An 18,219-nucleotide genomic window follows, 5' to 3' on the forward strand; every position below is an offset into this window, starting at 1 on the left:
GCCTTTTTCATTCGGCCGCCTCGACCAGCGCTTCAAGACTGGTGCGCTTGCCGGCACGCGCTTCCGGCACACCCGCCGGCCGGTCGCCGCCATAGGCCCAGTTCAACAGCGCAACCGTGTGGACGATCGGGATGTCGGTGCCCGACGCGATCTGCGTGATGCAGCCGATATTGCCGGTGGCGATCACGTCCGGCCGGGTGGATTCGATGTTGCGGACCTTGCGTTCCTTCAACTGCGTGGCGATTTCCGGCTGCATGATGTTGTAGGTGCCCGCCGAGCCGCAGCACAAATGCCCCTCGGGCGGGTCCTTGACCGTGAAACCGGCTGCGGTCAGCAGCGTCTTGGGCAGCGTGGTGATCCTCTGGCCATGCTGCATCGAGCAGGCGGAATGGTATGCCACCGTCAAACCGGGTTCGACCGACGGGGCGGGCAGGTCGATGCCCGCCAGATACTCGGTGATGTCTTTCGCCAGCGCGCTGACCCGGGCCGCCTTTTCGGCATAGGCCGGATCGAGCCGCAGCATGTGGCCGTAATCCTTGATCGTCGTGCCGCAGCCCGAGGCGGTGATGATGATCGCGTCGAGCCCGCCATTGTCGACCTCACGCATCCAGGCATCGACGTTGCGCCTGGCGTCGGCGAGCGCTTTGTCCTCGCGGCCCATATGATGGACCAGCGCGCCGCAGCAGCCCTCGCCCTTGGGGACCACGACTTCCACGCCGATGCGCGTCAGAAGCTTGATCGTCGCCTCATTGATGCCCGGATCGAGAACGGGCTGGGCGCAACCGGTCAGGATCGCCACGCGGCCGCGCGTTTCGCTGGCCGGCGCATGGGCGCCGGGTCGGGCATAGGGCGACGGTCTGGCGATCTTCTTCGGCGCCAGATCGAGCATGGCACCGAAGCGCCTGAGCGGACCGATCGATTTGAGCAGAGGCGCGAGCGGGCGACCGAGCCGAGCCGCGTAGAGCGACGCCTTGAACCGCCCCGGATAGGGCAGGACCTGCGCCAGAATGGTGCGGATCAGACGATCCATGAAGGGCCGCTCATAGGTCTTTTCGATATGCGCGCGGGCGTGATCGACCAGATGCATGTAGTTCACGCCCGACGGGCAGGTGGTCATGCAGGCGAGGCACGACAGGCACCGGTCGATGTGCAGAACCGTCTTCGCGTCGGCCGGCCGGTCGTTCTCGAGCATCTCCTTGATCAGATAGATGCGCCCGCGCGGCGAATCGAGCTCGTTGCCGAGCGTGACATAGGTCGGACAGGTCGCCGTGCAGAAGCCGCAATGCACGCACGAGCGCAGGATCGTCTCCGAATGGGCGACGTGCGGATCGTCAAGCTGCTCGGGCGTGAAACTGGTCTGCATGGCGAGGTGTCCGTTGCTGTGGCTCGAATCTTCAGATCCACCAGGTGAGCGGATCGGAGATCGGCTCACCCCGGCCCAGCGCCTGGATGCCCTTGACCAGGCGGATGATCACCCAGACCGCGACCGCGATCATCAAGAGGAAACCGATGCCGACAAAGGCGAGGATGAAGCTGATCAGCGAGAAGAGGATGCCGATCCAGAAGGTGCGGATCAGCCAAGTGTAGTGGGTTTCCACATAGCCGCCAGCCTTGCCGCGATTGAGATAGGCCATCACCACGCCGATCAGCGCGGTCAGGCCGGTGATGATGCTGGCAAAATAAAGGATGTAGATCAGTTGTGCGTTGCGCGGACCGGCGTCGAACCAGCCTTCGGTGGAGATCGGCTGATTGCTGCCCGGTTCGGGCGGATTGGACGGATTGCTCATGATGGAACTTCCCTTGAACGATGGCGTCAGGCCGCATCGCGTCCGGAATTGAACGCGCGGCGGCCAGAGTTGAACACGCCATCGGGATCAATTGAAGCGCGAATCCGCTCGCTCAGCGCGGCAACCGGCGCCGGTTCGGGGTGGAAAACCGGCGTCCGGGCACGGACGTCTTCGGCGGCACGGACCAGAAGCGCATGGCCGCCGGCGTGGGTGGCGACGGCACCGCGTACCAGGTCCGCCCGGGCATCTCCGCCGTCGAACCGCAGCCAGACAAGCCCGCCCTGCCAGTCGAAAAAGGCCTGGCCGGCGGCGGCGCCGAGAATTTGGCCGGCGACGGTGTGGCCGGCCATCGGCGGCACCGAGATGCGCCAGACGGGGGTGTCGCTTCCATCGGCGAACGGGTGCACATCGCGGATCGCGATCCAGGCCCTTTGCGAGGCGGCCGCATCGAGTTCAGCGATCTGCCGTCCTGTGCCGATCTGCGGCTTGAGGCGCTTGATCCGTTCGGCGACCGAATCGGCGAACCCTTCAAGGCGGAGTAGCGTCGATGCGTGGTTTTCATGGCCGGCGCCGAGGACTGCACCGCTCAACGCGGCCGGCAGGTGCGCCGCACCGGAGACCTCGGCGCTGGTGCCCATGGCGGCGGTCATCAGGCGCGCGGCCTCGGCGCCGTCGGCACCGTCGATCACCAGCGTCGTCTCGGTCTCGGCGCGCGGCAGCACCTTGAAGGCGGTTTCGGTGATCAGGCCCAGCGTGCCCCAGGAGCCGGCCATCAGCTTGACCAGATCGAGACCCGTGACGTTCTTCATCACCCGGCCGCCATTCTTGATCGCTTCGCCCCTGCCGTTGACAAAGCGCACGCCCAGCAGCGAGTCGCGCGCGGCGCCGGCGATGATGCGCCGGGGGCCGGACATGTTGGTCGCCGCAATGCCGCCGATCGTCTGGCCCGCATCGGAGCCCAGAAGCCGGCTCCAGTCGGAGGGTTCGAACATCAGGGCCTGATTGTTGGCCGCCAGGGCCGTCTCGATCTCGGCGACCGGGGTGCCGGCCCGCGCGACGATCACAAGCTCTTCGGGATTGTATTCGACGATGCCCGACAGGCTGGTCGTCACGATGGCGGCATCGGCGGTGACCGGCCGGCCGATGGCGTTCTTGGAACCGGCACCGGAAATGGCGAGCGTCCGGCCGGCAGCTCTTGCCTCGGCCACCATGGCGCAGGCTTCGGCCTCGCTGGCCGGCGTCAACGTTTCTGGCGCGGCCATCGTCATGATGCCTTGCGCATGTCGAGTTCGAGCGGGAAGACCTTGGAGGGGTTGAGCCTCCAATCCGGATCGAAGGCGGCCCGGACCGCCATCTGCTGGTTCAGGTCCGTCTCGGTGAACTGGTGCAGCATCAGGTCGCGCTTTTCGACGCCGACGCCGTGTTCGCCGGTCAGGCAGCCGCCCGCATCGACGCACAGTTTCAAGATGTCGGCGCCGGCCGCCTCGGCCTTTTGCGCCTCGTCCGGATCGTTGACATTGTAGAGGATCAGCGGGTGCATGTTGCCGTCGCCGGCGTGGAACACATTGGCGACGCGCAGGCCGTAGCGCTCGATGATGGTGTAGGTCTCGCGCAGCACGTGGGAGAGCTGTCCGAGCGGAACGGTACCATCCATGCAGATATAGTCGGCGATGCGGCCGGTCGCGCCGAAGGCGGATTTGCGGCCCTTCCAGATCTGCGCGGCCTGGGTTGCCGACTGGCTTTCCTTGACCGACTTGACGCCGTGCTTCTTGGCGATGGCGATGATCCGCGCCAGCATCGCGTCCATCTCGGCGTCCGATCCCTCCACTTCGATGATCAGCAGCGCCTCGACGTCGAGAGGATAGCCGGCCTTGGCGAAGGCCTCGCAGATCTCGATGGCCGGCTTGTCCATGAATTCGATGGCGACCGGTATGATGCCCGAGCCGATGATTTCCGAAACGCAGGCGCCGGCGACTTCCGAGGAATCGAACCCGAACAGGACCGGGCGCGCGCCTTCGGGTCTGGCCAGAAGCCGGACTGTCGCCTCCGTGATGATGCCGATCTGGCCCTCCGAACCGCACAGGAGGCCAAGCAGATCGAGCCCGGGCGCGTCTAGCGCCTTGCCGCCCAGTTCGATGATCGTTCCGTCCATCAGGACAAGCCTGGCGCCGAGCAGATTGTTGGTCGTCACGCCATATTTGAGGCAATGGGCGCCGCCGGAATTCATCGCGATGTTGCCGGCGATCGTGCATGCAAGCTGCGAGGACGGATCGGGGGCATAGAAGAAGCCGTCCGCCGCCACGCGGTCGGAGATCGACAGGTTCGTCGCTCCCGCCTGCACCGTGGCGGTGCGGTTGTCATAATCGACCTCGAGAATGCGGCTCATCCGGCTGACGCCGATGACGACGGCATCCTCCTGCGGGATCGCGCCGCCGGCGAGCGAGGTTCCGGCGCCTCGGGGCACCACCGGCACGCCCTGTTCGGCGCAATATCTCAGCACCGCAGCCACCTCCCCAGTGGTCGCGGGCAGAACGACCGCGAGCGGCACGCGCCTGTAGGCGGTAAAGGCATCGGTCTCGAACGGCACCAGTTCGCGCGGATCGGTGACGAGGCCTTCGCCCGATAAGAGCGCGGCAAGGCCGGCGGCGATCTCCTCGCGGCGGGCCATGATGGCCGGATCGGGCTCCAGAAACGCGATTTCCTGCACGGTGTTCTCCTCCCGCCGACAAGGGCGATGCCATCTTATGGGTCGTGGCCGACAATGGCCACAGCACGGCGGCTCCGCTCCTCGGCTTTCACTGGTAAAGATTATTTACCACTTATCCCGTGACGTTGCAATGCGCGAATCTGCAACCGCGATTTCTACTTTTGCTGGACTTTCGCCGGAGGCGCCCCATTTCCCCGACTTGGACGACCTCAACCGACGGCCGGCGGCGGCTTGTCTCGCGCCGCGGCCGGCAACGATGGCATCCGAGTGGGCATGAGCAATTTTGGAGATTTGGAGATTTTCGCCCGGGTCGTGGCGGCCGGCAGCATGTCCGCCGCCGGGCGGGAACTGGGCCTGTCGCCGGCCGTCGTTTCAAAACGCCTGCGCCGGCTCGAAGACCGTCTGGGCACGCGGCTGTTGCAGCGCACGACGCGGCAGATCGCGCTGACCGAGGCCGGACAGGGTTTTTACGAACGGGTTGTCGCCATACTTGCCGGGGTCGAAGAGGCCGAGGCGTTCGTCTCGCGGCGGTCGGCGCATGCGCGGGGCACGTTGAAAGTCAGTGCGCCGACCTCGTTCGGCCGCATGCATATCGCGCCGCATCTTGCCCCCTTCATGAAAGCCAATGCGGACCTGTCGGTGAACATGCTCCTGTCCGACGATCTGGTGGATATCGTCGGCGAAGGGTTCGACGTGGCCATCCGCATCGCCGAGCTGGCCGATTCGAGTCTTGTGGCGCGCAAACTGGCGCCGGTGCGCCGGGTTCTGTGCGCGACGCCGGACTATCTGGCCGAGCATGGACGTCCCGAGACCCTGGCCGACCTGGCCGACCATAATTGCCTGACACACCAGGCATCGGACATCTGGCGGTTCGAGGGTCCGGACGGCGATGCGAGCTTCAGGCCGCAGGGCAATCTGCAAACCAACTCGTCCGAAGTGATCCGCGAGGCGGTGCTGGCAGGCCTCGGAGTGGCGCTGCGCTCGACCTGGGATGTCGGCGACGAGCTGGCCGCCGGCCGGCTGGTGCAATTGCTGCCGGACCATGAGAGCGCAACCAATGTGGGCATCTATGCGATCTATCCGTCGCGCCAGTTCCTGCCGGTCAAGGTCCGCCTTTTCATCGATCATTTCGCCGATCTGTTTGGCTCGGTGCCCTATTGGGAACGCGGCGCCCAAGCCGGACATGGCCGCGACAACAGGGCCGCGCCGGACGATGCGCCGCAGCGGCCGGGCAACCCGAAGGGTCCGCCGAGCGGCTATCGGGGCAATGGCGCCAACGGGCACGGGGACGGTGCTCCGGCAGGCGAATAATCGCCTCGTCCGCGGTCAGTCCGCCGTCTTGTCGCGTCCCAGATGACGCTGGCGTATGCGCCGCACGATCCACCAGATGGAAAGGATCGTCACCGGCACGAACAGCGCGGTCAGCGCGTCGGTGCTCAAGCCGGGCAACCGGCCCGGGACGCCTTTGATCGCATAGGCGAACAGGCCCACGATGTAATAGGAGACGGCCGCGACCGACAGACCCTCGACCGTCTGTTGCAGGCGCAGTTGCAGCTTGGCGCGGCGGTCCATCGATTCCAGAAGATCGCGGTTCTGCTTCTCGACCTCCACATCGATGCGGGTGCGCAACAGGTTCGCCGCGCGCGCCAGCTTGCGCGACAGGTTGGCCTGGCGCTCCTCGACGGCGCGGCACGTGCGCATGGCCGGCGCCAGCCGTCGTTCGAGGAACGAACGCCACGTGTCGTAGCCGGGGACCGAATCCTCGTCGAGCGCCGACAGCCGGTCGCTGACAATCTCGTCATAGGCACGGCTGGCGCCGAACCGGTAAAGGCTGGAGGCGGCGTCCGCCTCGAGCTGGCCCGCCAGCCCTATGATCTCGTCGAGCAGCACCTCGGCGCCGCCCGGCTCGATCTCGCGCATGCGGTGGGTCAGTTCGGCGAGCCGGTCCTCGGCCTTGCGCATGCGCGGCGACAGACTCTGGGCGACGGGCAGGCCGAGCATGGCCATTGTGCGGTAGATCTCGATGTCGAACAGCCGCTGCGCCAGCGATCCGGTGCGCTGCGGGGTCATGCCCTTGTCGAGGATCAGGATCCGGGTCAGCCCGTCCTGATCCTGCCGGAAATCGGTCGCCACGATGGCGCGGCCGCCCTCGGTCTGGGACAGGCACAGGGTCTGCCGGTCGAACGCCTGGAGCCACTTCTCATACCCGTCGCCATGCGGGCGGATGTCGATACGCACGCCGGCGATCAGCGAACCCGGCGCGGGAAACGCATCGCCGAACGGATGACCGGTCAACGTTTCGCCGGCGGCTTCGGGCAGCGGGCCCTCCCACAGATAGGTCGATGCCTCGGTGTGGCGTTCCCACCACAGGCTCCCCGGCCCGGTGCGAATGCGGTGATGGCGCGCGGTTTCCGCCGGCGGCGCGACGCCGTGCTGGCGCGACAGTTCGGCCAGCACGGCCTGATCGACCGATGCGCCGCCATCGGTGATGAAGCACAGTTTCAGGAGCGCGCGGGGCGCGGTGATCGACGGAGCCGGGCGCGCGTGCACCTCACCGGTGGCCGCCGAACGCTGGGGATGGACGGGAAATCCGAACGCGCCGGCGCGCTGCGCGTGTCCGGGCCGCGCCGGCAGCCGGTCGGCGTCCGTCTTTCCGGCATCCGTGCCCTTGTTTGGCTTGCCTGCCGGCGGGGAGACCTTTTCGCTGTCGGTGGTCGTCACTGATCTCTCCTCGTCGCGCGCCGCGTACCGTTGACGGCCCGGCATGGCTTGCCGGGCCGCGTTCGCCGCTTCACCATCATCTATAGGGCTCGATCGGGCGCAAGGAAAGCAATCGGGACGCCCTTGGGTGCCGGCAAATGGCCGGAATTGGACAATCAAATTGACCAGTCGCGGCACGGCTGGCTAGATTGCGGTCGGAGGAGCATCGGCGATCATGAGTGCAGCGCTTTTTTCGCGGGTCAATCATGCGCGAACCGCCGACGAGGTGGGTGCGCAGATCGAGGCGCTCGTCCTGGAAGGGGTGCTGCGGGTCGGCGACAAGCTGCCGGGCGAACGCGATCTGGCCCAGCAGTTCAACATTTCGCGCCCGATCGTGCGCGAGGCGCTCAAGCAGCTCGAGGAGCGCNATGCTGGAACTGATCGCCGACCATCCCAAGGCGACCGACGACTATCTGGAATATCGCCGCGAGGTGGAGGGTATCGCCGCCGATTTCGCCGCGCGCCGCGCCACGGACGACGACAAGGCGCTCCTGACATCGATCATCGAGCGCATGAAGGCGGCCCACCAGAAAGAGGATGTGGCCGAGGAAGCCGCGCTCGACGTCGAGTTCCATCAGGCGGTCAGCGAAGCGGCGCACAATGTCATTTTGATGCACACGCTGCGCTCGTGCTACCGGCTCCTGTCTAACGGTTCGTTCTTCTCGCGCAGCCTCGTCTACGGCTATCCGGGCGCGCGGGACCGGCTTCTGGATCAGCATCTGGCGGTCTACAAGGCGATCATGGACGACGATCCCGCCGGCGCACGGGCGGCCGCCGAAGCGCATATGGACTTCGTGCAGCAGTGCAAGAAGGACGCCGAAAAGGCCAAGGCCTGGCAGACCGTTTCACGGCTGAGGCGCCAACAGCGCAAGGCTGGCTGAACGCGCCGTCGGTCCGGAGCCGGTTTCCGGCCTTCATTCCGGCCTACATGTTGTGCGGCCAGGGACGGGACGGCTGCAGCAGATTGTGCCGGCCGACGCGGTTGATGTCCGTCTCGCCTGCCAGCCCCATCGTCACATCCAGCTCCTTGTGGATGATCTCCAGCGCCTTGGTGACACCCGCCTCGCCGAGCGCGCCGAGCCCGTAAATGTAGGCGCGGCCGATGTAGGTCGATTTGGCACCCAGCGCGATCGCCTTGAAGACGTCCTGTCCCGAGCGGATGCCGCTGTCCATGTGGATCTCGATCCGGTCGCCCACCGCATCGACGATCGGCGCGAGCACGTCGATCGAGGCCGCGGCGCCATCAAGCTGCCGGCCGCCATGGTTGGAGACGATCAGCGCGTCGGCACCGACCTTGGCGGCGATCTCCGCGTCTTCGACATCGTTGATGCCCTTGAGGATCAGTTTGCCGTCCCATTTCGATTTGACCCACTCGATGGCGTCCCAGTCGAGCGTCGGGTCGAACTGGGCATGGGTCCATTCGGACAGCGAGTTCATGTTGGTCACGCCGGGGGCATGGCCGACAATGTTGCCGAAGGTGCGGTTCTTGGTGCCCAGCATGCCCAGGCACCATTGCGGGCGCAGCGCCAGGTCGGCGATCGATTTCAGCGTCGGCTTGGGCGGCGCCGACAGGCCGTTCTTGATGTCCTTGTGGCGCTGGCCGAGCACCTGCAGGTCGAGTGTCAGCACAAGCGCCTCGCAACCGGCCGCCTTGGCGCGGGCGATCAGGTCCTCTATGAAGCCGCGGTCGCGCATCACATAGAGCTGAAACCAGAAGGGCGCGGTTGTCGCCTCGGCCACGGCTTCGATGGAACAGATGCTCATCGTCGACAGGGTGAATGGAATGCCGAACTTCTCGGCGGCACGGGCCGCGGCGATTTCCCCGTCGGGATGCTGCATGCCGGTCAGGCCGACGGGCGCCAGCGCCACCGGCATCGCCACGTCGCGTCCGATCATCTGCGTCTTCACGGAGCGCTCGTCTATATTGCGGGCGACGCGCTGGCGGATCTTGATGCGGCCGAACGCGTCCTCATTGTCGCGATATGTGGATTCGGTCCAGGCGCCGGAATCGGCATAATCATAGAACATCTTCGGCACGCGGAACCTGGCGCGCCGTTGCAGGTCCTTGATTTCGGTGACAGGTCCGAACATGCATTCACTCCGCTTGAGGTCGCAGAGTGTTAGCCTGTCGGCGGCACGGTGAAAAGATGGCGGAAAGTCTCGGCAGCGGCCATGCCCAGCCGGGGCGTTAGCGGGTCTTGGCGGCAATGGCCGAAACGCCGTAACCGTCGGCGGCGGCGCCTCCGGCCAGCGAGGTTTCGGAGTAGACGGCCATGCCCCACAGCGTAATGCCGAACAATGTGGCAAGCGACAAAAACGTAGCGCGCACGGTCATGATCTCCCCATCATCGGTGCAGCCGGTATTGCCTGAACGCGTTTGGGTGTCAGGGGTTCCGAGCCGCCATTGTCCGCGCGACCACAATGGACCAGAATTGCCTTCGGCAGAGTGACGATCGTCACATTCGCCGGGCCGCGCGGATGCGGGCTAGCCTGCCCGGCCGCCAAGTGCCAGCCCAAATGTTAGACAGTGCAGCAATTATGGCGCTTCAAAACCGTGTAACGCCGTTCGGTGTCATAATTGCAACAAAGGCGCGCGGCGCCTTCATGGGAAATCGCGGCATCATCCACAATGCCGACACCAAAACGCTGCATCCGGTGCGCCGCTGGACGCTCAAGGCCTGGCTGATATGCCTTTGCGATTTCAAAGGGCGGCGGCGGCCGGTGATGGGCAAGGGCAGCTACACCGAATTGTTTTTTCTCGACGAGGCGACGGCGCTGGCGGCCGGGCACCGGCCCTGCTTCGAATGCCGGCGCGCCGACGCACAAGCCTTCAGCGCCGCATTCGCCAAGGGGACGGGTCTGGCCGTGCCCAAGGCGTCGGCGATGGACCGCATCCTGCATGCCGAGCGGCTCGACGGGCGCGCCAAGCGGCTTCATCCGCTGTCGGCCGCACCCGGCCGGCTGCCCGACGGCACCATGCTCGCAGCGGGCACGGATGCCCTGCTGGTTCGGACCGGGCGGCCTTGGGTCTGGTCGCCGGAGGGGTACCGCCGGGTGGACCAATGGCCCGAAAACCTGACCATGCTGACACCGCCGTCCACAATGGCCGCGCTCGCCGCAGGATACCGCCCGCAGATCGATGCGAGCGCGGGCGCTTGACGCGTGGCCCGGCACGGTGCAACGCAGCGCCATGCGTGCCAACTACAAACTGCAGCGGCTTTTCATCGATGCCCCGCTTTCCGCCGGCGCGACCATCGAGACAGACCGGGGGCAGGCCAACTATCTTCTGAACGTGCTGCGGATGAAGGACGGCGCGGAACTGCTCGTCTTCAACGGACGCGACGGCGAATGGCGGGCGGCGCTCGAACCGAAAGGCAAGCGCGCCGCAACGCTCCGGGCAACGGCATTGGAGCGGCCGCAGCCGGCCACGCCCGATCTCGTCTACGCGTTCGCGCCGCTGAAGACCGGCCGGCTCGACTATATGGTCCAGAAGGCGGTGGAGATGGGGGCGGGCGTGTTGCAGCCGGTGATCACCCAGCACACGCAGCAGCCGCGCCTGAACATGGCCAAGGTGCAAGCCAACGCGCTGGAAGCGGCCGAGCAGTGCGGCGTTCTGGCGCTGCCCGACTGTCGCGACCCGGTCCGGTTCGATGCCTTCATCGAAGCATGGGATCCGGGCCGGTGGCTGGTCTTCTGCGACGAGGATCACGAGACCGACAATCCGCTCGAAAGGCTTGCGCCGCTGCGCGGGCGGCCGCTCGGCCTTCTGATCGGGCCGGAAGGCGGGTTTTCGGATGCCGAGCGGGCGCGGTTGCGGGCGCTGGCCTTCGTGACGGCCATACCGCTCGGGCCGCGCATATTGCGCGCCGACACGGCGGCGGTTGCGGCGCTTGCCGTGCTTCAGGCCGCCGCCGGCGACTGGTGACAGGGACGGCCTACTCTTCGAGCACGTTGAGCTTGAAGTCGGCCAGAACGAGTTGCCACCAGTCGATCGTGTCTTCGAGATTGCGCGTGGAAACACCGCCGAACAGGTTCACATCCATCTCGACGACCGGATCCTTGACGTCGTCCAGATAGGCCTTGCCGAACCGCTTGTCGGCGTTCCAGCTGCCGATCTTGCCCAGCGAGACATTGCCCGACGTTTCCCATGCGGCGCGGAACTGGATCGACTTGCAGTCGGCCCCGTCCTGGCAGCCATAGAACAGGACCAGAAAGCGGGTTCCGTCGATCCGCGCGACGATCATCGGATCGCCGGCATCGTCGGTCTCCAGTACCGCGCTGCCGAAGCCCCGCATGAGATTGATGATCGCTTCGGGATCGGTGGCATCGACCAGTTTCTGGGCCGACGCGGCGGTAACCGGCAGCAACAGGCCGGCGAGCACGCAAAGAGCAAATCTTTTCATGTCATCCTCAATCTTGAAAATACAAAAACAGGGCGCAAAACGGGATGCAGCCATCGCGGCCTTTCCCCCAAGGCAACAATGGCAAGACAAGGGCCTTGCCGCAACCGCCGGCATGCGTCATTCAGGCAAGCCAACGTGATCGGAACGGAAGACATGGCGCGCGACACGACCGACGAAAGACCGATCGAGACCGTCGAGGAGCTGGCGGCCGATCTGGAGGCGGGATGCAAGCCGGCCGAAGACTGGCGGATCGGAACCGAGCACGAAAAGTTTCCTTTCTATGCGGCCAACAATGCGCCGGTGCCCTATGGCGGCGAGCGTGGCATCGCCAAACTGCTCGAAGGCATGCAGGACAAGCTCGGCTGGCAGCCGATCATCGATGACGGCAACATTATCGGCCTTTACGAGCCGACCGGCACGGGCGGCGCGATCTCGCTGGAGCCCGGCGGCCAGTTCGAACTGTCGGGCGCGCCGCTGGAAACGATCCACCAGNGGCCTTGGCGCAAGCCCGAAATGGTCGCTGGACGACACGCCGAAAATGCCAAAGTCGCGCTACGACATCATGCGTGCCTACATGCCCAAAAAAGGCGCGCAGGGTCTGGACATGATGCATCGGACCTCGACGATCCAGGTCAATCTCGACTTCTGCTGCGAAGCGGACATGCGCAAGAAGATGCAGGTCTCCTACCGCCTGCAACCCATCGCCACGGCGCTGTTCGCCAACTCGCCCTTCACCGAAGGCCGGCCAAACGGCAAAGTGTCATGGCGGGCCGACATCTGGCGCGACGTCGATCCGGACCGCAGCGGCGTTCTGCCCTTCGTCTTCGCCGACGATTTCGGCTTCATGGACTATGTGCAATGGGCGCTCGACGTGCCGATGTATTTCGTGTTGCGCGAGGGCCGCTACATCGACTGCACCCACGTCACCTTCCGGCAGTTCATGGATGGCGCGCTGGAAGGCGAGATTCCCGATCCGCGCCCCAACAAGGGCGACTGGACCAACCATCTGTCGACGGTCTTTCCCGAGGTGCGCCTGAAGCGTTTCATCGAGATGCGCGGCGCCGATGGCGGGCCGTGGCGGCGGATCTGCGCCCTGCCGGCTTTGTGGGTCGGTCTTCTTTATGACGAGACGGCGCTCGACGCCGCCGACACGCTTACGCAGTCATGGAGCCACGACGATGTGGTGGCGCTGCGCGATGCGGTCCCGGTGGAAGGCCTGCACGCCCGCATCCACAACCAGTCGGTCCGCGAGATCGCCTATGAGGTGCTTGAGATCGCCCGCGCCGGGCTGAAGTCGCGCGCCAAGTTCAATCAGGACGGGTTCGACGAAGCGCATTTTCTGGCGCCGCTCGAAGAAATCGCCGCGCGCGGCACGACCGCGGCGGAGCAGATGGTGACCAAATATCACTCGGTCTGGGGCGGATCGGTGGAGCCGGCTTTTCTGGAGTATGCCTACTGAACCGATGAGCCCTAAAGCCGGTCCAGCATCGCGTACCAGGTCAGGGCCAGAGTCAGCAGCGGCTTGCGGAAACGCCGACCGCCCGGAAAAGGCGGCACATTCAGCTCCCTGAACAGGCTCAACCGGTCGCGGTTGCCGGCAACGGCCTCGGCCCACATCTTGCCGGTGAAATTGGACAGCATGACGCCGTGGCCGGAATAGCCGCCCATGGCGGTGACGCCGGGCATGACCTCGCGCACGAACGGCTGACGCGGCAGGGTGATGCCGACCGAACCGCCCCAGGCGTGGGTGATCTCGATGTCTTTGAGAGCCGGATAGACCTCGACCATCTGCCGACGCACGCCCGCTTCGATATCGGCCGGCGTCTCGCCGCCATAGGCTTCGCGCCCGCCGAACAGAAGCCGGCCATCCCCGAGCCGCCGGAAATAGCGCACGACGAACCGGCTGTCGTCGACGCTCTCGCGACCGGGCAGGATGGTCTCGGCGACCCCGCCTTCGAGCGGCACCGTCGCGCCGATGAAGGAACTGATCGGCATGACATGGCTCGCCATCGTCCGTTCAAGCCTTGCATCGCCATGGGCATTGACCGCGAGCAGCACGCGGTCTGCGGTGACCGTTCCCTCGCCGGTGATCACACGCACCTTGCCCGACGCCGATGCCAGCCCGATGACCTTTGTGTTTTCATGCAGGCGCGCACCGCGCGCGGCGGCCACCCGAGCGGTGCCCACCACCAGCTTGAGCGGATGGATGTGGCCGGTGCCGCCGTCGTAGACGCCGCCGAAATAGCGCTCCGATCCGACGATCTCCGCCGTCTCCTCACGGTCGAGGAACCGAAGATACGGATAGCCGAAACGCTCGGCCATCGTGTCGGCATAGGCGCGATAATCGTCCACATAGCGCGGCTTGTGGACGACCGAGACATGGCCCTGCGTGTAGTCGATATCGATGCCGTTTTCTTCGGCGAAAGCGAGCATGTGCCGCTTGGCTTCCTCGGCGATGTCGAAAAGCGCCTTGGCGCGCTCGAAACCGAGTTCTTTCTCCTGCTCGTCCGCCGACGAACGCTGGCCGGTGTTCAACTGCCCGCCATTGCGGCCCGAAGCGCCGTCGCCGCACCGCGCCGCGTCGAGCAGCACCACCGATGCGCCCAGGCGGGCGGCTTCGGCCGCCGCGGACAGGCCGGTGAAGCCGCCGCCGACGATGCAGATGTCCGCCGTAACGTCGCCGTCGAGCGCCGGATAGTCCGGCCGGTCGCCGACCGTGGCCTCGTACCAGGACAGGCCCGGAGAGATCGGGCTGCGATAATCGATTGCGTCAGTCACAGCTTACACATTCAGCAGCAGGTATTCACGCTCCCACGGGCTGATCACCTGCATGAAGGTCTCGAACTCGCCTCGTTTGACGCCGGCATAATTGGCCATGAACTCGCGGCCCAGAACCCCGTCGAAAGCGTGCTCCTCCTCGAACAGCGAGACCGCTTCGAGCAGACCGCGCGGCAGGTCGATCTCGCCCTCATTGGCCGTCTCGGCGGTCGGGTCGGTCGGCACCAGGCCATAGACCATGCCCAGATAGCCGCAGGCCAGCGAAGCGGCGAGCGCCAGATAGGGGTTGGCGTCGGACGAGGGCAGCCGGTTTTCGACGCGACGCGCCTCGGCGTCGGAGGCGGGAATGCGGAACGCCGTCGTCCGGTTGTCATAGCCCCATGCCGTGTTGACCGGAGCGGCGATCGACTGGGTCAGCCGCCGGTAGGAGTTCACGTAGGGCGCGATCATCACCAGCGCCTTGGGCATATAGTGCTGCATGCCGCCGACAAAGGACCGGAACAGGGGCGACTCGCTGCCGTCTTCGGCGGTGAAGATGTTCTTGCCGGTCTTGGCGTCGATCACCGACTGGTGGATGTGCATCGCATTGCCCGGCGCGCCCTGGATCGGCTTTGCCATGAAGGTGGCATACATGTCCGCCTTGAGCGCGGCTTCGCGGATCGTGCGCTTGAACAGGAACACCTGGTCGGCGAGCGCGAGCGGATCGCCATGGCGCAGATTGATCTCGAGCTGGCTCGGGCCTTCCTCGTGGATCAGCGTGTCGATCTCCAGCCCCTGCGCCTCGCAGAAATGATAGATGTCGTCGATCAGTTCGTCGAACTCGTTGATGCCGGCAATCGAATAGCTCTGCCCGCCGGCGATCGGCCGGCCGGAGCGGCCCGTCGGCGGCTGCAGCGGATAGTCCGGGTCGGTGTTCTTGGCGACCAGATAGAATTCGATCTCCGGCGCCACGACCGGCTTCCAGCCCTTTTCGGCATAGGCATCGACGACGCGCTTGAGCACCTGACGCGGTGTGATCCAGGAGGGTTCACCCGTGCGCTGGTCGACCAGATCACAGACCACCTGCGCGGTCGGATCGCTTTCCCAAGGCACGACGGAGAGGGTGGCAAGGTCCGGCATCAGCTTCAGATCGCCGTCACGCGGATCATAGCGGAACTCGCCGGTCTCCTCGGGATATTCGCCCGAGATCGTCTGCCGGAACAGGGCCGAGGGCAGCGCCAGCGCCGTGTTCGAGGTGAATTTGGACGAGGGCATCATCTTGCCGCGCGGCACGCCGGCAAGGTCAGGCGTGATGCACTCGATGTCCTCGATCGAGCGGGCGGCGAGCCAGGGCCCGGCCTCCGACCAGTCCGCAACGCCGCGCAGATTGTCGATGTAGGCCGGCGGGGGCGGCGTGATGGGCTTTTTTCGGTTTCTTGCAGGGCGCTCGGCGCGGGTGTCTTTCGACATCAATCACCTGGGTTGTTGTTTTCCTCCCTATAGTCGCCGCAACGGGCCGCGTGAAGCGGTTTGTCGCCGCGCCGACATCGGCTGTCGGGCTGGAGACTTGCCGGACCCGGCTTGTACGGCCGACACTGGCGTCATGACATCGTCCGCTTCCGACGACAGCGCCGGCACCGCCCTGCCCTTCGATCGCGCCGAGTATGGCGCGCGGCTGGCACGGACACGTGCCGCGATGGAGGCGGCGGGGCTCGACACGCTTCTGGTCAGCGATCCGTCCAACATGGCGTGGCTGACCGGCTATGACGGATGGTCCTTCTACACCCATCAGGCCGTGATCGTGCCCGGCGATGGCGATCCCGTCTGGTGGGGCCGGGCGATGGACGCACGCGGCGCGCGCCGGACGGTGTGGATGGATGACGACGCCATTGTCGGATACGAGGATCATTACGTCCAAAACCCGGATCATCATCCGATGGAAGCGCTGTGCGGCCTACTTGCGGAGCGCGGTCTGGCGCGCGGGCGCATCGGCGTCGAAATGGACAATTACTACTATTCCGCCAAGGCCCATCAGACGCTTGCCGGACGGCTCGACGGCTGCGATCTCGTCGATGCCGAAGGGCTGGTCAACTGGCGGCGGGCGGTCAAGAGCCCGGCGGAACTCGCCTTCATGCGCCGTGCCGCGCGCATCGTTCAGACAATGCACGGGATGATCGCCGAGATCGCCGAGCCGGGCCTTGCCAAGCATCTGCTGGTCGCCGAAATCATGAAGGCCGGCACTCTGGGCGCGGACGGGCATTGGGGCGACTATCCGGCGATCATGCCGCTGACGCCGTCGGGCATGGACGCGACCGCGCCGCATCTGACATGGGACGACCGGCCGATGCGTGCCGGGGAAGCCACCTTCTTCGAAATCGCCGGCGTCTATCGGCGCTATCATTGTCCGCAGTCGCGGACGCTGTTTCTGGGCACGCCGCCGCAGCGCTACCGCGACGCGGAGCGGGCGGTGCTTCTGGCGGTCGATGCCGGGATCGCGGCGGCCGAACCCGGCCGGACCTGCGGCGACATGGCGGACGCGTTCTTCGACACGTTGGAGGCGCAGGGCTTTTCCAAGGAGTCGCGCGCCGGCTATTCGATCGGCCTGTCTTATCCGCCCGACTGGGGCGAGCGGACGATGAGCATCAGGCGCGGCGACCCGACCGTTCTGCAACCGGGCATGACGCTGCATTTCATGCCGGCGCTCTGGCTCGACGATGGCGGACTGGAAATCACCGAGCCGATCGTCATCACCGAAACGGGCGCGCAATGCCTGACGCAAACGCCGCGCGGGCTCGTCGTCAAATGAGCGCTGCCAGCCCGATCACGGCATCGATCGTTCTTGACGCGGACGGCATCCGGCACGGCCATCTGCGCCTGCCGCACAGCCATGACGGCAGCGCATGGGGCCATGTGATGATCCCGATCACCGTGGCCCGGAACGGCGACGGCCCGACGGCACTTCTGACCGGCGGCAGCCACGGCGACGAATACGAAGGGCCGCTGGCGCTGATGGATCTGGCGAACACGCTCCGGCCCGAGGCCATGGCGGGCCGCGTGATCATCCTGCCGGCGATGAACCATCCGGCTTTTGCCGCCGCACGGCGCACATCGCCGATCGACGGCGGCAATCTGAACCGCGTCTTCCCCGGCGCGCCCGACGGCACGGTGACCGAGAAGATCGCGCACTATGTGGCAAGCGAAATCCTGCCGCGCGCCGACATCGTCCTCGACATCCATTCGGGCGGCAAGACGCTCGACTTCATTCCGTTCGCAGCGATCCACGAGACCGGCGACCCGTCTCAGACCGAGGCGGCGCGCGCGGCCATGGAGGCGTTCGGCGCGCCCCATGCGATGATCATGCGCGAACTGGACCCGGCCGGCATGTTCGACACGGTGGCCGAGCAGGCCGGCAAAGTGTTCGTGACGACCGAGCTTGGCGGCGGCGGCACGGCAACGGCGGCGAGTGTCGGCATTGCCCGGCGCGGCGTGCGCAACCTTTTGATCCATGCCGGCATCGTCGATGGCTCAATCGAGCCTGCGCCGAGCCGGCTTTTGTCGATTGACCATGAGGGCTGCTTCCACTTGTCGCCGGGCGCGGGCATCCTGGAACCGTGCCGGGATCTGGGCGTCATGGTTCAAGAGGGCGAACTCATCGCCCGCATCTGGCCTGCCGACCGCACCGGCGTCGCACCGGCCGAGATCGCTGCCCTTTCGTCCGGACTGCTGGCCGGCCGGCATTTCCCCGGATTGATCGCGATGGGCGATTGCCTGGCCGTGATCGCCCGGCCCGTCGGCTGAGCGGACG

General features: G+C 65.9%; 15 protein-coding genes and 2 pseudogenes. 7 read left to right on the forward strand and 10 right to left on the reverse strand.

Annotated features, from left to right (window positions below; genetic code table 11):
• Positions 1-7 precede the first annotated feature (7 nt).
• From glcF to DEM25_RS03995, 4 genes are read right to left on the reverse strand one after another with little or no spacing between them, the layout of a single operon-like run.
• Positions 8-1,363: a glycolate oxidase subunit GlcF gene (gene glcF / locus DEM25_RS03980; protein WP_109767809.1), complete on the reverse strand. Its 1,356-nt coding sequence runs from the start codon at positions 1,361-1,363 to the stop codon at positions 8-10.
• 31 nt (positions 1,364-1,394) lie between these two features.
• The gene (locus tag DEM25_RS03985) at positions 1,395-1,787 is read right to left on the reverse strand and encodes a DUF4870 family protein (RefSeq protein WP_109767808.1); all 393 of its coding nucleotides are present in this window, start codon (positions 1,785-1,787) and stop codon (positions 1,395-1,397) included.
• Positions 1,788-1,813: 26 nt separating this feature from the next.
• Entirely contained in the window at positions 1,814-3,049 is a 1,236-nt protein-coding gene (gene glcE, locus DEM25_RS03990; protein WP_109767861.1) for a glycolate oxidase subunit GlcE, read from the reverse strand.
• A gap of 2 nt (positions 3,050-3,051) precedes the next feature.
• Positions 3,052-4,455 (reverse strand): FAD-binding oxidoreductase, encoded by a 1,404-nt coding sequence (locus DEM25_RS03995; protein ID WP_109767860.1) that lies wholly within the window; start codon positions 4,453-4,455, stop codon positions 3,052-3,054.
• Positions 4,456-4,767: 312 nt separating this feature from the next.
• Here DEM25_RS03995 and DEM25_RS04000 point away from each other — a divergent pair, with 312 nt between their 5' ends.
• The gene (locus DEM25_RS04000) at positions 4,768-5,805 is read left to right on the forward strand and encodes a LysR family transcriptional regulator (protein WP_109767859.1); all 1,038 of its coding nucleotides are present in this window, start codon (positions 4,768-4,770) and stop codon (positions 5,803-5,805) included.
• Between the two features lie 15 nt (positions 5,806-5,820).
• Here DEM25_RS04000 and DEM25_RS04005 read toward each other — a convergent pair whose 3' ends face one another.
• On the reverse strand, positions 5,821-7,128 hold the full coding sequence (locus DEM25_RS04005; protein ID WP_245412819.1) for a DUF3422 family protein: 1,308 nt from the start codon (positions 7,126-7,128) through the stop codon (positions 5,821-5,823).
• Between the two features lie 301 nt (positions 7,129-7,429).
• Between DEM25_RS04005 and DEM25_RS04010 the strand changes: the two are divergent.
• Positions 7,430-8,135, forward strand: a pseudogene (locus DEM25_RS04010) (FadR/GntR family transcriptional regulator).
• A 43-nt stretch (positions 8,136-8,178) separates the two neighbouring features.
• On the opposite strand, the gene DEM25_RS04015 reads toward DEM25_RS04010, so the two are convergent.
• Together DEM25_RS04015 and DEM25_RS17725 are read right to left on the reverse strand one after the other, a co-directional pair.
• Positions 8,179-9,345, reverse strand: coding sequence for an alpha-hydroxy acid oxidase (locus DEM25_RS04015; protein WP_109767805.1), 1,167 nt, complete (start codon positions 9,343-9,345; stop codon positions 8,179-8,181).
• Between the two features lie 97 nt (positions 9,346-9,442).
• A complete protein-coding gene (locus tag DEM25_RS17725; protein ID WP_158585155.1) occupies positions 9,443-9,589 on the reverse strand; it encodes a hypothetical protein in 147 nt (48 codons plus the stop codon).
• A 269-nt stretch (positions 9,590-9,858) separates the two neighbouring features.
• Between DEM25_RS17725 and DEM25_RS04020 the strand changes: the two genes are divergently transcribed.
• Positions 9,859-10,413: a hypothetical protein gene (locus DEM25_RS04020; RefSeq protein WP_342633461.1), complete on the forward strand. Its 555-nt coding sequence runs from the start codon at positions 9,859-9,861 to the stop codon at positions 10,411-10,413.
• A gap of 31 nt (positions 10,414-10,444) precedes the next feature.
• Positions 10,445-11,179, forward strand: a complete 735-nt coding sequence (locus tag DEM25_RS04025) for a 16S rRNA (uracil(1498)-N(3))-methyltransferase (protein ID WP_109767858.1) — start codon at positions 10,445-10,447, stop codon at positions 11,177-11,179.
• Positions 11,180-11,189: 10 nt separating this feature from the next.
• On the opposite strand, the gene DEM25_RS04030 is transcribed toward DEM25_RS04025, so the two are convergent.
• On the reverse strand, positions 11,190-11,657 hold the full coding sequence (locus tag DEM25_RS04030; RefSeq protein ID WP_109767802.1) for a YbjN domain-containing protein: 468 nt from the start codon (positions 11,655-11,657) through the stop codon (positions 11,190-11,192).
• Positions 11,658-11,810: 153 nt separating this feature from the next.
• Here DEM25_RS04030 and DEM25_RS04035 point away from each other — a divergent pair.
• Positions 11,811-13,116: pseudogene (locus DEM25_RS04035) on the forward strand (glutamate--cysteine ligase).
• An 11-nt stretch (positions 13,117-13,127) separates the two neighbouring features.
• Here DEM25_RS04035 and DEM25_RS04040 read toward each other — a convergent pair.
• Entirely contained in the window at positions 13,128-14,423 is a 1,296-nt protein-coding gene (locus DEM25_RS04040) for an NAD(P)/FAD-dependent oxidoreductase (protein ID WP_109767856.1), read from the reverse strand.
• Positions 14,424-14,438: 15 nt separating this feature from the next.
• On the reverse strand, positions 14,439-15,884 hold the full coding sequence (locus DEM25_RS04045; protein ID WP_109767801.1) for a glutamine synthetase family protein: 1,446 nt from the start codon (positions 15,882-15,884) through the stop codon (positions 14,439-14,441).
• A gap of 133 nt (positions 15,885-16,017) precedes the next feature.
• Here DEM25_RS04045 and DEM25_RS04050 point away from each other — a divergent pair, with 133 nt between their 5' ends.
• Positions 16,018-17,220 carry a M24 family metallopeptidase gene (locus DEM25_RS04050; protein WP_109767800.1) on the forward strand — a complete coding sequence of 401 codons (1,203 nt, stop codon included), beginning with the start codon at positions 16,018-16,020 and terminating at the stop codon, positions 17,218-17,220.
• The gene (doeB, locus tag DEM25_RS04055; RefSeq protein ID WP_109767799.1) at positions 17,217-18,212 is read left to right on the forward strand and encodes a N(2)-acetyl-L-2,4-diaminobutanoate deacetylase DoeB; all 996 of its coding nucleotides are present in this window, start codon (positions 17,217-17,219) and stop codon (positions 18,210-18,212) included. The genes DEM25_RS04050 and doeB overlap by 4 nt, the downstream gene beginning before the upstream one ends.
• Positions 18,213-18,219: the final 7 nt, after the last annotated feature.

Origin of the sequence: Oceaniradius stylonematis (assembly GCF_003149475.2) — a bacterium.
GTDB classification, from domain to species: Bacteria; Pseudomonadota; Alphaproteobacteria; order Rhizobiales; family Rhizobiaceae; genus Roseitalea; species Roseitalea stylonematis.